This is a genomic window from Methylobacterium sp. XJLW, assembly GCF_003254375.1.
In the GTDB taxonomy this organism is placed as follows: domain Bacteria; phylum Pseudomonadota; class Alphaproteobacteria; order Rhizobiales; family Beijerinckiaceae; genus Methylobacterium; species Methylobacterium fujisawaense.
In genome coordinates this window covers 6,326,038-6,339,555 of record NZ_CP016429.1, presented here as the reverse complement: position 1 = coordinate 6,339,555, position 13,518 = coordinate 6,326,038, and the positions used below count along the sequence as shown (strand labels likewise).

11 protein-coding genes and 1 pseudogene are annotated in these 13,518 nt (G+C 65.9%); 4 read left to right on the top strand and 8 right to left on the bottom strand.

Features of this window, described 5'->3' with window-relative positions; translation table 11 throughout:
• Positions 1–54: 54 nt before the first annotated feature.
• From A3862_RS29410 to A3862_RS29390, 6 genes and pseudogenes are all read right to left on the bottom strand, one after another.
• A complete protein-coding gene (locus tag A3862_RS29410; RefSeq protein ID WP_043755505.1) occupies positions 55–1,398 on the bottom strand; it encodes an MFS transporter in 1,344 nt (447 codons plus the stop codon).
• Positions 1,399–1,447: 49 nt separating this feature from the next.
• On the bottom strand, positions 1,448–1,777 hold the full coding sequence (locus A3862_RS29405; protein ID WP_043755507.1) for a DUF4387 domain-containing protein: 330 nt from the start codon (positions 1,775–1,777) through the stop codon (positions 1,448–1,450).
• A gap of 10 nt (positions 1,778–1,787) precedes the next feature.
• Complete coding sequence (locus A3862_RS31875; protein ID WP_205782312.1) at positions 1,788–2,069, bottom strand: hypothetical protein; 282 nt, start codon at positions 2,067–2,069, stop codon at positions 1,788–1,790.
• Positions 2,069–2,815, bottom strand: coding sequence for an acyclic terpene utilization AtuA family protein (locus A3862_RS32670; protein ID WP_442919066.1), 747 nt, complete (start codon positions 2,813–2,815; stop codon positions 2,069–2,071). Before A3862_RS32670 ends, A3862_RS31875 begins: the two co-directional genes overlap by 1 nt.
• Positions 2,816–3,170: 355 nt before the next feature.
• A pseudogene (locus tag A3862_RS32665) lies at positions 3,171–3,649 on the bottom strand (flavin reductase family protein).
• A 406-nt stretch (positions 3,650–4,055) separates the two neighbouring features.
• On the bottom strand, positions 4,056–5,087 hold the full coding sequence (locus A3862_RS29390; RefSeq protein WP_236961592.1) for an NtaA/DmoA family FMN-dependent monooxygenase: 1,032 nt from the start codon (positions 5,085–5,087) through the stop codon (positions 4,056–4,058).
• Between the two features lie 255 nt (positions 5,088–5,342).
• Between A3862_RS29390 and A3862_RS29385 the strand changes: the two genes are divergently transcribed.
• Complete coding sequence (locus A3862_RS29385) at positions 5,343–6,326, top strand: LacI family DNA-binding transcriptional regulator (protein WP_205782310.1); 984 nt, start codon at positions 5,343–5,345, stop codon at positions 6,324–6,326.
• A gap of 451 nt (positions 6,327–6,777) precedes the next feature.
• On the opposite strand, the gene A3862_RS29380 is transcribed toward A3862_RS29385, so the two are convergent.
• Positions 6,778–8,346: a winged helix-turn-helix domain-containing protein gene (locus A3862_RS29380; protein ID WP_043755513.1), complete on the bottom strand. Its 1,569-nt coding sequence runs from the start codon at positions 8,344–8,346 to the stop codon at positions 6,778–6,780.
• A 154-nt stretch (positions 8,347–8,500) separates the two neighbouring features.
• Here A3862_RS29380 and A3862_RS29375 point away from each other — a divergent pair, with 154 nt between their 5' ends.
• The 3 genes from A3862_RS29375 to A3862_RS29365 all read left to right on the top strand — a co-directional run bounded on the left by A3862_RS29375 (position 8,501) and on the right by A3862_RS29365 (position 11,885).
• Entirely contained in the window at positions 8,501–9,541 is a 1,041-nt protein-coding gene (locus A3862_RS29375) for an alpha/beta fold hydrolase (RefSeq protein WP_043755515.1), read from the top strand.
• On the top strand, positions 9,531–10,052 hold the full coding sequence (locus A3862_RS29370) for a cytochrome P460 family protein (protein WP_205782309.1): 522 nt from the start codon (positions 9,531–9,533) through the stop codon (positions 10,050–10,052). The genes A3862_RS29375 and A3862_RS29370 overlap by 11 nt, the downstream gene beginning before the upstream one ends.
• A gap of 174 nt (positions 10,053–10,226) precedes the next feature.
• Positions 10,227–11,885 carry an ABC-F family ATP-binding cassette domain-containing protein gene (locus A3862_RS29365; RefSeq protein WP_100793897.1) on the top strand — a complete coding sequence of 553 codons (1,659 nt, stop codon included), beginning with the start codon at positions 10,227–10,229 and terminating at the stop codon, positions 11,883–11,885.
• Positions 11,886–12,104: 219 nt separating this feature from the next.
• Here the strand turns inward: A3862_RS29365 and argC are convergent, their stop codons facing one another.
• Positions 12,105–13,079 (bottom strand): N-acetyl-gamma-glutamyl-phosphate reductase, encoded by a 975-nt coding sequence (argC, locus tag A3862_RS29360; RefSeq protein WP_111474248.1) that lies wholly within the window; start codon positions 13,077–13,079, stop codon positions 12,105–12,107.
• Positions 13,080–13,518 lie beyond the last annotated feature (439 nt).

Genomic DNA, 13,518 nt, shown 5'->3' with positions numbered 1-13,518 from the left:
TCGAATCGACCATCTCGACGATCGGCGTGACGGTCGCGCGCCCGACCCGGAACGTCATGCCACCGCCTCCCGCAGGACGAAGCCGTCGGGCTCTCCCGTCCCGGACGCGACGGCGCCGAGTTCGTGACCTGCAGCCTCGCGCAGCGGCCGAATGCACAGCACCGACACCACGGACGCGGCGGCGATGTAGCCGGCGAGCGGCCACCAGCTCCCCGACCAGGCCCAGAGCGCCGCCGCGAGGACCGGCGTCGGACCGCTCCAGATTACCGTGGCAAACTGGTAGGCGACGGACACGCCGCTATAGCGGATCGGAGCCTCGTACTGCTCGGCGAACAGGCTCGGCTGGACCGCCTGCGTGGTCGCTTGCCCGAAGACGAGGCCGCCGACGAGCGCCAAAGTAATGAGAGTCGCGCTGCCGGTCCCGATCAGCAGGAAGAACGGCACGATGAACAGCCCGGTGAAGACCATCCCGCCGGCGAAGACGCGCTTGCGGCCGATGCGATCGGACAGCGCACCGAAGAACGGCTGCGCCACGAGGCAGGCCGTGGCGGCGATCATGAGGGCGTTCAGCACCACGGGCCGGGGCACCCCGATGGCGGTCGTCATGTAGGCGAGGGCCCAGACGGCGAAGACGTGAAAGGAGGTGTTTTCAGCGGCCTGGGAGCCGATCACCAGGGCCGTCAGGCGCTTGCGATGCCCGATGATCGCGCCGATCGGCAGGGCTTCCCGCCGCCCTGACTGCTTGAGCCGCTGGAAGCTCGGCGACTCGGCCAGACGGCGGCGAATGACGATGCCGACGACGAGGAGCAGGCCACTCAGCAGGAACGGCACGCGCCAGCCCCAGTCGGCGAATTGCTCCGGGCTCGTCGATGCGGTCACAACCGCCATGACGCCGGAGGACAGCAGAAGGGCCGCAGGAATCCCCATTTGCGGCCAGCTTCCGTAGAATCCGCGCCGCTCCGGCCGCGCGTGCTCCACAACCATGAGCGTGGCGCCACCCCACTCCCCGCCGACGGCGAAGCCCTGGAAGAAGCGAAGGGCGGTGAGCAGGACCGGCGCCCAGAGCCCGACCGTCTCGTAGGTCGGCAGCAAGCCGATCAGGAAGGTCACCGCGCCCATCATGCCGAGGCTCAGCACCAGCATGGCTTTGCGGCCGATCCGGTCGCCGTAATGCCCGAAGACGATGCCGCCGATCGGCCGCGCCACGAACCCCACCGCGAAGGTCGCGAACGAGGCAATCATGCCGGTCGTAGCGTCCGCGGCTGGAAAGAAGAGCTTGTTGAAGATGAGAGCGGCGGCCGTCCCGAAGATGAAGAAGTCGTACCATTCGAGGGTCGAACCGATGAAGCTGGCCAACGCGACCTTGCGCGTGTCCATGCTCTGCCTTTGCATGGCCATGTCCCTCCCTGTCTGTCCTTGCTCTTGTCGGCAGTGACGATCGGATGGTTCAGGCGGGCGATGGCCGGTCGATCGGAATCTCGACGTCGAGCAATGGCGCGTGCTGCTGGGCGCCGTAGACATCCGTGTCGCCGATGTCGCCGGCCGGCACGAGGCGCGGGAGGGTCGCCTTGAAGGCGGCAGCCGTGTCGTAGGGCGTGAACAGCACGTCCTCTTCCGCGACGCCATAGAGCTTGGCGAACAGGGCTGCGTTGAGCACGCCGGTCGCCTTCACCTGTCTGTAGACGTCATGGTCCTCGAACAAGACGTCGATCGTCACGAGGAACGGGCCGGCGTTCTTGCTCTTGCAGATCTGTGCGATGTCACGGATGCGCGGCATGATTACCCTCTTACCGTCTCGTATTCGATCGGGAACATCTCGTACGGGTCCTTCGGCGCGACCACGTGGAAGATGCTGAAGCGGTACATCGCCCGAGTTCGATGTCCGACGGGCTGAACGGGAAGGCCATGTTGCCCTCCTTGCAGAGGCGGCCCGCGAAGTCGGCATGCAGCATCGAGGTGCGGGCCATCGCGACGACGGCGTTGGCGATGTCCTGGGTCCGGCCGACGATCTCGACGACGAAACCGAGTTCGTGCGAGGTGATCGCCTTCTGGGGTTCCCAGGCAGCCATCACACCGTCCTTGCCGTAGGTCCGCACCACCATCGTGTAGTCCGAGGCGGGACGCCGAACGAGGCGGCCTTCGTCGCCACCGTCCTGCGGTGGGTTTCGAGGTAGCTGTCGATCTGACCGATCAGCACCGGGTCCCGCGTGCCGCAGATCGTGATCGCCCGGTAGCCGACGCGCTCCACGCCTTCGAGCTTCACCGTGTAGGTCGAGGCGGGTGTCCAGGTCATGCCGCCGACCCTGACGGCACGGTCGCTGATCGCCTCGAAAGTGCAGGCGCTGGTATCGAGGAGCCCGCCCGGCTCGGTGTGATGGATCGGGCTCGCGTTCTCGTGCAGGGCGAAATTCGCCACGGCGAGCGGCGTCGAGCGGCGGATCGGGTTCGGCGGCTCGCAGACGATGTGATCGTCGCGGACCCGGAGGAAGATGTTGTCCGGCTCCTTCGGAATGGTCGGCTCCGCGCCGCATTCCAGCATCTTGCCGGCGTACCAGGCGGGCGCGGGCGGGATGCCGGCGCGCATGGCCGGGGCGGCCCACTGAGCCGGATCGCTGGAGCGGCCCGCGAGGATGACCTGGGCCCCCTCGTCGAGGGCGCGGGCGAAGGGCTCAGGCCCCATCATGCCGACGATGCGCTCGGCGCGGTCGACGGTCGCCTGATCCAGGGGCTTCATCTTGCCGAGCGGCCGGGTCTTCTCCTCGGCGATGCGGTCGCACAGCCAATCCTTGGGCTGCTCGGAATGGATGAGGGCCATCTTGAACGAGAGGCCCTCCTCGCGGGCGATCTCCCGCACGAGGGCGGCCGTATCCTGCAGGTGGGGCTCGCCGCCCGCGCCGCCCGACGTGCCGATGATGCAGGGGATGCGCGCCGCGACCGCGGCCATCAGCATCAGGCGCAGGTCGCGCTTCACGGAGAGCCGCGAGGTGAAGGATTTGCCGGAGCCGAGATAGTACGGTCCGGGATCGGTGCTGCCGCCATCGCAGCCGATGACGTGCGGCTCCCACGTCATGCCGATCTTCAGCGATTCCTCGGCGAAACCGTAGCCGAGGATCCCGCTGGTGGAGAGCATCCGAAATTCGTTCACGAGCTGCTCCTGCCGTGGGGCGTCGTCACCGGGACGAAGCGTTGGCGGCGGTCTCGGCGAAGGTGCCGAACCGGCCGTCGAGGTAGAGAAGGGGGTTGCGCCGCGGGTTGGTCGCCGCCGACAGGACGCGGCCGATGAACACCGAGTGGGTGCCGTAGCGATGCTCCGCCTCCAGCGCACATCGAAGCTCGCCAGGGCATCCTCGATGATCGGCGACCCGTCCGGCGCCTGCGTGCAGGTCAATTGGTCGAAGCGGTCCTCGCCCTTGAGCCCGGTCCGGCCCGCGAAGAGGCCCGCGACCGCCAAGTCCGCCTCGGCCAGGATGTTGACCGCGAACCGCGCCGTCCGGCAGATCACAGGATGGGCGCTGGCCGTTCCGTTCACGCAGACGAGCAACGTCGGCGGCGCATCGGTGAGGGAGCAGACCGCCGTCGCCGTCAGGCCGGTCCGCTCGCCAGGTTCGCCGCAGGTGATGATCGCGACGGCGCCCGGAACCTCCCGCATGCAGCGGCGGAACTCGTCCGGGTCGACATGTGCCGCGTCGTCGACCCGCTTCGGCTTGAGCCATGCACTCATGACGAACTCCCAACCTTGCGCCAGTCCCCGGCCTGGGGACGCGGAAGACCGAGATTCTCCCGCAGCGTCGTGCCGGCGTAATCCTTGTGGTAGAGCCACGCCGCTGCAGTTCCGGCACGACGTAGCGGGTGAAGTTTCGAAGGCACCGGGCGCGTGGGGTCGCCGCGAGCACGAAGCCGTCGCAGGCTCCGCCCTGGAACCATTCCTCATCTGGTCGGCGATGGATTTGGCCGTGCCGCAGAAGATCGGGAACTCGCCGATCGTGCCGCGTCCGGAGAAGTGGACGAAGTCCCGGACGGTGGGATTCTGCTTCCCGCTGAGGGCGACGACCCGGTCACGGAAGCCGCTCCAGGACAGGCGCGTCAGCTCCTCGTCGGTGAATTCCGGAATCCGGGTCCTTCGAGTCGAAATCGAAGTTGAGCGCCTCGGAGAGCAGCACGACGGCATCGACGGGCTTGGCGAGGGCGCGGATGTATTCGCGGCGCTCCTCGGCGGCGGCCTGGCTGTCGCTGACGACGACGTAGCAGGCCGGGCACACGCTCACGCTGTTCGGATCCCGCCCCGCCGCTGCGATCGCGCTCTTGAGCTCCCGGTACTGCTTCCGGCCGGCTTCGAGGTTCGGATAGACGACGAAGATCAGCTCGCCCCAGCGGCTCGCGAAAGACCGGCCGCGGCCGCTCTGACCGGCCTGGATCAGCACCGGGTGGCCCTGAGGCGAGCGGGGCACCGGCAGCGGGCCCTTGGCCGCGAAGTACTGTCCCTTGTGGTTCAGGGCATGAACCTTGGCGGGATCGGCAAACTGTCCGGTCTGCTTGGCGAGGACGATCGCCCCGTCCTCCCAGCTGTCCCAGAGGCCCATGACGACCTCCATGAACTCGTCCGCCCGGTCGTAGCGAAGGTCGTGAGGCAGGTGCTCCGTGCGCCCGAAATTCGCGGCCTCGGAGTTGTTGAGCGACGTCACGACGTTCCAGGCAGCCCGCCCCTTGCTCATGAGATCCAGGGTGCCGAACAGGCGCGCGACGTGGAACGGCTCGTAATAGGTCGTGGAATACGTGACGCCGACACCGAGGCGGCTGGTCACGGCCGCCATCATGGTGAGGATGCAGAACGGGTCCATCTTCACGGCCCGAACGCCGTTGGCGACCGCGTCGCGGTAGTCGTCGGCATAGATATCCGGCATAGCAAGCCGGTCGTCAAAGAAGGTGAGGTGGAACTTGCCCTCCTCCATGACGCGGGCCAGGCGCTGGAAGTACTCCGGGGTCGTAAAATCCGTGGCACCGCCCGGGTGCCGCCAGGACCCTGGGGCAATGGAGCAGTTCTGCGCCTGCATGAACCCCACCATCTTGATCTGGCGCGTGTCGCTCACCCTGCGACCTCCCTGTTCGTTGCGATATCGCCGCCCCACCGGACTGAGGACCGGTGCGGCTCGACTTTGCGCAAACGTTTGCTCAACTGACCGTCAGAATTATTTCGATCGACGGGGCCCGTCAACGCAACGGGGCACGTGTCGGGCGCCAAAAGCCGGATATTTCGTTGTTGCGGTGCGCAACTATGCGCAAATTTTTGCGCATAAACTGGCAACTAACATGAGGCAGGGATGAGCGAGCGGAGAGCGACGATCGTGACCGTCGCGGAGGCGGCAGGGGTCGCCCCCTCGACCATTTCCCGCGCGTTGAGGGGCGATAAGCGGATCTCGCCAGAGACCCGCGCGCGCATCGCGCGGGTGGCGTCGGAACTCGGCTATACGCCCTACGCCTCGGCGAGGGCCCTGGCCTCGGGACAGAGTGGGTTGATCGGGGTCGTCGTCGGCCCGATCACGAATCCCTTCTATACTCAGCTGCTCTACGAGGCGGTGCGCCAGATCGGCGAGCGCGGAATGCGCCTGCTCGTCATCCACGCGGGCCCCGGCCCCCTGGAGAACAGTATGGCGGACGCCCTGCTCCAGTATCAGGTCGATGGGTGCCTCATCAGTTCGGTGGACCTGCCGTCCCACGTCGGAGCGGTCTGCGCGGCGAACGCCGTGCCGGTCGTCATGGTCAACCGCGTCGCGCAGGCGGATACCTGTGCGGTGGTGTGCGACAACGAATTCGGCTCCGTGCAACTCGGTGAGTTGCTCCTCCGCCGGGGGCGGCGCCGAACAGCTCTGGTCCGCACCTCGACCCCTTCCTCGACCGCCCGCGAGCGCGACGCCGGGTTCACGACCTTCATGCAGGCCGCCGGCCATCCGCCGGTGCTCCGCCTCGACGGCCAATCCTGTTACGAGGGCGGTTTCGCGGCGGGCCAGCAAATCGCGGCTTTGACGACGGCAGAGCGCCCCGACTCGGTTTACGCCGTAAGCGACATCATGGCCTACGGCGTCCTCGATGCCCTACGCTTGGCCGGCATCGCCGTCGGCCGGGACATCGCGGTCGTCGGCTTCGACGGCCTGCCACAATCGGCCCGGCCGATCTACAATCTGACGACGGTCGAACAGCCCATCGGGCCGATGATCAGCCGAGCGCTCGACCTGTTGCAAGCGCGGATGCGAGACAGGACGTTGCCGGATGAGACGATCTCCCTCCGAGGGCGGCTGATCGAACGTGGTTCGAGTCGATCCATTCCATGATCGCCGTGTGCCGCAAAGCAGATGATCCAATCGAGACGAATTTTTTAGGACAGATTTTCTGCAAGTTCGCCTTCATCAGGAATCACAAGCGGCTTTCGCTCAGCTTTAGCTCTGAACTATCATGAGCTCTGCGTCCGCGCGAAGCCATCACGCCGGGAAGCCCAAAAGACCAGGTAGGGTCGAGAGGAAGCTGTCCGCTCTTCGGGGGCTTTTTCGAAGCAAACCGACGGCTTTCGGCCAGACTACGTCACGCCCCATCGCGATCACGCGCAGAACTGGCCGTTCGGCTTGGCGCCTATGCCGGACACACAGGAACGAAGGTCAATCTCTCTGATGCGGACATGTCCTCACGAGGCTTCCAAGAGGGCAGATGGAAGGGAGCAGGACGTCATTGTGACGGAATCACCCGCGCCCGCAAGAAGCCGTTCGTCGGCGATCGCTCGCGTATTGTTCACTCCGGCAAGCCGGCGATCTGCAATGACTCGGCATAAGTCCTTGCCATGCTGGCGAGTGGAACTGGGATACGGGCGAAGAACGCGCTTACTGTCAGGTCCGGCTCGACACGAAGCAGTGTGCTGACAGCGATGCGCGCCTGCTCGGTCTGACCGAGCTTTACGAGAGCAACCGCTAGGACACGTAAGGCCACCGCAAAGCGGCCGTTCTGGGCCAGCGCCTGCTCAGCCGTGCGGGCAGCTTCCGCATAATCCTCGTCGATGACCGAGGCGAGGGCAAGAACGCCGGACATGAGCCAACCGCGCGGGTCTCGCGGGTTGAGCTTTTGCGCGCGCAGTGCCATCGCACGGCCCTCGTCCCGGTTGCCGCACATAGTCTCGATCCAGCCTGCCAGGGTCAGGGCCATCGCCGAGTTGGGGTTGATGAGCAGCGAGCGGCGAAAGAGAATGCGTGCGCGCTCGCGGTCGACTCCAGCCATGTTCCAGATGGCGAACGCCGCCATCCAGAGCACTTGAGCGTCTTCGGGCGCGATCTCGACGGCGCGCCACCCCGCGCTGACGGCGGCCCTGCGGTCGGTGTCCGTTTGATGCATCCACCCTTGGAAGTGGCATTGCGCGCGCGTGTAGGCGGCCGCGGCCAGGGCTTGCGCGTAGTCTGGGTCCACGACCAGGGCTTGGTCGAAATGATCCAGCGCCGCTAACAGGCTCTCCGCGGTGAACGCGGCCAAATGGGCGTAGGCCCGCAAGGTAAGGTCGTAGGCGTCGAGCTGCACCGGGCGTTCCCGCTGCAGGCGGCCGAGCTCGGCGCGCTGGAGGGTAGGCTCGATGACCGCGGCGACGCACTCCGCCACTCGGTCCTGCAGGTCGAACACGTCCTCCGGATCCCCGTCGAAGCGATCAGACCAGATGTAGGCTCCGGAGGCAGCGTCGATGAGCTGGCCGGTGATGCGCAGCCGCGTAGCGCTCCGGCGCACGCTGCCCGCGAGCACGTAGCCGACGCCGAGTTCCTGCCCGACTTGGCGAATATCGATGCTGGCACCTCGGTAGGTGAAGGAAGAATTGCTTGCGATCACGAACAGGCCGCTGCTTCGGGAGAGGGCAACGATGATCTCCTCGGCCATGCCTTGGCCGAAATAGTCCTGCGCTGGGTCGCCGCTGAGATTCGAGAAGGGCAGGACGGCGATTGCCGGCAACCGCGCAAAACGGAGCGCGCCGTGCGCCACGCCAATGGCTTCCTCTGTCCGGGCGCTGCCGTCAGCGACCTCCTGGACAGGAGCGACGAAGCGCAGGCCCTTCCTGGGCAGGGTTCGGATCAGCTGCTGCGCCGCGCCGGTGTCGCCGATCGCGGCGCGGGCGGCGTTGATGCGACTGCCGAGCGTCGCCTCGGAAACGATACGGCCGTGCCAGACTGCCTCGAGCAGGTCGTCGCGGGTGACTACCCGGTCGCGCGCCTCGATCAAGAACTTGAGAACGTCGAAGACCTGAGGCTCGACGGCGACAAGGGTCCCGTCCGTGCTCAGTTCGCGCCGGGTAGCATCAAGGGTGAAGGGTCCGAACCGGTAGATCACGAGGCGTCCGCGGCAGCGCGCGATGGCTTAGCACGCATGGTCTCCCGCATAAATCATGATGCTCTCAAGAGCGCGCCAATGCCCTCTCAAAGCGCGCCACCGCGGCTTAGGGCAGTCCGTGAAGCATCGAAGACGCCAAGTCAGGGAGCTGCTCATGCCGAGGGACATCCATCCCGATACCCACACTTGGAGCCGCCGCCGACTCCTCGGGACCGCTGTAGCGACCGTCGCCGTCGCGGAAGTGGGGCTCGTTAATGTTGCACGCGGGGAGACTGCGTCCATCGCGAAGGCCGGTCCCATGCCCGGCACGCTGAAGCAGATCGATGCCGGCGTGCTCAACGTCGGGTATGTCGAGGCCGGGCCGGCCGATGGCCCGGCGGTCATCTTGCTGCACGGCTGGCCCTACGACATCCACGCATTCGCGGAGGTCGTCCCGATCCTCACTGCAGCCGGATACCGGGTCATCATCCCCCATCTCCGCGGCTACGGCTCAACCCGCTTCTTAGCCCACGACGCGGTCCGTAACGGTGAGCAGGCCGCGCTGGCTGTCGATGTCATCGTCTTGATGGACGCCCTCGGTATCGCCCGGGCCGTTCTCGGCGGCTTTGACTGGGGAGCGCGGACGGCCGGCATCGTCGCGGCGCTCTGGCCGGAGCGGTGCAAGGCGCTGGTCTCGGTGAGCGGCTATCTGATCGGCAATCAGGAGGCCGGCAAGAAGCCGTTGCCGCCGAAGGCCGAGCTGTCTTGGTGGTATCAATTCTACTTCGCCACCAGCCGGGGACGGGCCGGCTACGAGGCATATCGGAAGGATTTCGCCCGACTAATCTGGCAGACCGCCTCACCGAGGTGGCGTTTCGATGACGCGACTTTCGAGCGGAGCGCTCAGGCCCTCGACAATCCGGACCACGTCAGCATCGTCATCCACAACTACCGGTGGCGGATCGGCCTTGCCGAAGGGGAACGGCAATACGAGGCTCTGGAGAACCGGCTGGCGCAAGCGCCGGACATTCGCGTGCCGACCATCACTCTGGAGGGGGACGCAAATGGCGCCCCGCATCCGCAGCCCGAGACTTACGCCAGGAAGTTTGCCGGCCGCTACGAGCACCGCCTGATCACCGGCGGCATTGGTCACAATCTCCCGCAGGAAGCGCCGCAGGCTTTTGCGCGTGCGGTGGTCGACGTCGATGGCTTCTGATTTCCGCATGCACCGGCGGCTGCTGGCCGCGGCAGCCCGTCTCACCGCCGGGTTCGCCCTTGTGTCAGCCGGCACTGCTCAGGACGTCGGAAAGCCGGCCTCACCAATCTATGGTGTCACGATCCCAGACGGCTATCGCAGGTGGCTTCTCATCGCCCCGGCCTCGGAGGGTGAACCACTCAACGAGCTGCGCGTCGTCCTGGGAAACGCGGTGGCGGCGGAAGCCTACACGCGCGGCACGCTGCCGTTCCCTGACGGGACGGTTTTGGTGAAGCTGGCTTGGAAGCATGTGGCCTCGCCCGAGTTCGAGGCGGCCACCGTGCCGGGGATGGCGACGACTGTGCAGGTGATGATGAAGGACTCGAAGCGCTACCCGGCCTCGGGTGGTTGGGGCTTCGGGCGTTTCGTCGACGGTAAGCCGGCCGACGAAGCGGAGCACCGAACCTGCTTCGCGTGTCACGAAGCGCGTGTGAAAGACCGCGACTACGTCTTCACACGCTACGCGCGTTGAGAGAATCCGGTGCAGAGAAACCACACAGTTCCCGGCGATGACTGTGATTTCGCCGAGCGCCTTGCGCCTCAAGGATTGTGAGTCTATTTGACAGCCGCTTATCAGAGTGCCGTCTCGCCATGTGATCCTCGCCCGAACCTGCTTTTTATCCAAGCCTGTTTCGGGAATAGATCCATGTCCGCGTTCATCACGCTTTCGCGCCTTTCCTGGTCGACGCCAGACGGCCGCCCGCTCTTTTCAGACATCAATCTCGCCTTCGGTCCCGAGCGGACCGGCCTGGTTGGACGTAACGGCGTTGGCAAGTCGACACTGCTCCGCTTGATCGCGGGCGATCTCCGACCGAGTGCCGGGTCGGTCTCGCGGCACGGCCGCTTGGGCGTCATGCGCCAGCTTGTCCACGTGGACGCATCTGAATGTGTCGCCGACCTATTTGGCGTCCGGCGCGATCTTGCGGTGCTGCGTCGAGCCGAGCGCGGCGAGGCCGACGCAGAGGATCTGGCCGATGCCGATTGGACGCTGGAAGCACGGCTTGAGGCGGCGCTCGCTCGCTTCGGCTTGGCGATTGCACTCGACACGCCTCTCGCGAGCCTGTCAGGCGGGCAACGCACCTGTGCTGCGCTCGCCGCCTTGGTATTTTCTCGACCAGACTTCCTGCTGCTCGATGAGCCTACGAACAACCTCGATCGAAAGGGTTGGGACGCAGTTGCCGCTCTGCTGGCCGATTGGCGCGGTGGAGCGCTCGTCGTCAGCCATGATCGGGCTCTTCTCGAGAGTATGGACACGATTGTGGAGGTCACGGCGCTTGCCACTAGCCGATACGGTGGCGGCTGGAGTGCATACCGTGCGCAGAAGGATCTGAAGCTCGCGGCCGCTGAGCACGACCTCGCCGATGCCGAGAAGCAAGTGGCCGCCGCCGCTCGTGCAGCACAGGTTGCTGCCGAGCGCAAGGCTCGTAAGGACAGCGTTGGTGCTCGCGCCGCCACCAAGGGCGACGCGCCGCGCATCCTGCTCGGCGCGCAGAAAAACCGCAGCGAGGCGACCGGTGGCGTCCAAGCCCGTCTGGCAGAGAATCGACTGGCCGAAGCCAACGCCAGTGCCGCCGTTGCGCGCGAACAACTTGAGGCCCTGCAGCAACTTCGGGTGACGCTCGCGCCGACGGGCCTGCCGGCCAACCGGCGAGTTCTCGTGCTGAAAAAGGTTACCGCGGGATATGCCCCAGACGCGCCCGTACTCCGTGATACGTCTCTAGCGATCGTCGGTCCAGAGCGCGTGGCAATTGTTGGACCGAATGGGTCCGGCAAGTCGACGCTTTTGCGCCTTCTTACAGGTTTGTTGAAACCTTGGTCCGGTGAAGTCGCGCTCTATGTTAAGTCCGTGATGCTGGATCAACGGGTCAGTCTGCTTGATCCAGGCGAGACAATCCTAGAGAATTTCAAGCGGCTCAATCCAACCGAAGGTGAGAATGCCTGCCGGGCAGCGCTGGCCCGGTTCCAGTTCCGGGCGAATGCCTCTCTGCAGTTCGTGCACAGTTTGAGCGGTGGGCAGATGCTCCGTGCCGGCCTCGCCTGTGTTCTGGGCGGTCGGGCTCCGCCGCCCCTGCTCATCCTAGACGAGCCAACGAATCATCTCGATATTGACTCGATCGAGGCTGTCGAGGCGGGGCTTACCGCATATGACGGTGCCCTACTCGTCGTCAGTCACGACGAACGATTTCTAGACGCGATCCAGATAGAGCGACGCCTCAGGCTGACTAGGTCGCTTGACTTGCGTCCAACCGACGGCAGCTTTCGGCAAGCGCCTGCGGCTGACCACACGGCTGGGTTGGGTCGGTAGGAGGCCGTCCGCTGTTCCGGCGGGCCTTCTCCGAACCGGTCATTCCGCTTACGGCCACTTCCGGCCTTGCTGGCTGGCGCGACTGAACGGCTAGGTTGGGTGGGAAACGGCCCGTCCGCTTCCGGGCAGCACACGGGCCGAAGCCGACATGCCGTCCTAACCCTTCCTCACATCACAGGCTTGCCGAGTGGATCGATAAACCGCTCAGGCTTGCCTTCATCATGGCCAAACCGGTGTGCCGTCGAGCCCCGTGGTCTCTGCCAGACCACAGATGAGGTTCGCGTTCTGCACCGCCTGACCGGCCGCGCCCTTGCCGAGGTTGTCGACGACCCCCATCGCGATCACGAGGTCGCGCTCGGGGTCGGCCGCGTAGCTGACGAACGCAAAGTTAGAACCCGTCGCCCACTTGGTCTGCGGCGGCTTGTCGGTCACGCGAACGAACGGCCGCCCAGCGTAGAAACGCCGTGCCGCGTCCAGGCACGCGTCCGTGGTGGTGCGACCGCGACAGTAGATGGTGGCGAGGACGCCGCGGGTCATCGGTACCAAGTGCGGGGTGAACACGAGACCGGCCGCGCTGCCGCCGCTCAGCCGTTCGATTGCCTTGGCCATCTCGGGCATGTGGACGTGCCGGAGTAGACCGTAGGGCACGAGGTTCTCGTTGCTCTCGGCATAGCCGAACTTGCTGTCGCCGCCGCGACCGGCTCCAGAGATGCCGGTCTTGGCATCGATCACGATGTTGCCGGGTTCGATCAACCCCTCGGCCAGCAGCGGTGCGAGCGCGGTCAGCGTAGCGGCGGGAAAGCAGCCGGGGTTGGCGATACGGCGCTGATCCCTGATTTGGTCCGGCCAGACGTCGGCGAGGCCGTACGCCCAACCCCCGACGAAGCGATGATCGCCACCGATATCGACGACCTTCACGTCCTCCGGCACGCGCGCCAGCGCCTCGGCCGAGGCACCCGTGGGAAGCGAGGCGAACAGCACGTCGAGCTTCGGCAGCGTCGCGGGATCCCATCTCGCAATCACGAGATCAGCGAGCTTGTCCGGCACACCGGAAAACCGGTCCATCAGACGGCTGCCGGCGCTGGCCTCGCCAGCGGCGTAGACGAGTTCGAACGACGGGTGGCTCGCGATCAAGCGCATGGCCTCGCCGCCGCCGAAGCCACTGATCCCGACGATGCCGACGCGGATACTCATGGTGGTGTCCTTCAAAGGGTTGGGAGCAGGGGTCTGGGCCAAAAGAAAACCCCCGGAGCCGGGGGGGCAGCGGGGGTTCGGGAACGTGTGCCGGGATCGTTCCGGCGGGAGAGGCCTACGGGGAGGCCGTCATTCCGCAGAAGGAAACCGGTCAGCACGCAGCCGAGAAGCCGCCGCAAAAGTGCAGCAGCGTCGGCGTCGGTTGCAGAAGGTCCAGTTCCCGATCATGCCCTGACACCCTGTCGTCCACCGCATCCAACGTCAAGCAGAATGCCTGCCAAGCACCTTGTGGACGTCGTTTGACTGCTTCTGATAAATCCTGGCGTCGCTCCGGTCGCCCGGTGTGGGTCGGGAGCGGGCTGTAGCCTGGGGCGGTTCAGACCAATGGGTGGGCCGTGGGTTTCCATATCCGCATTGCAGACGCCGATGATCTCGAACG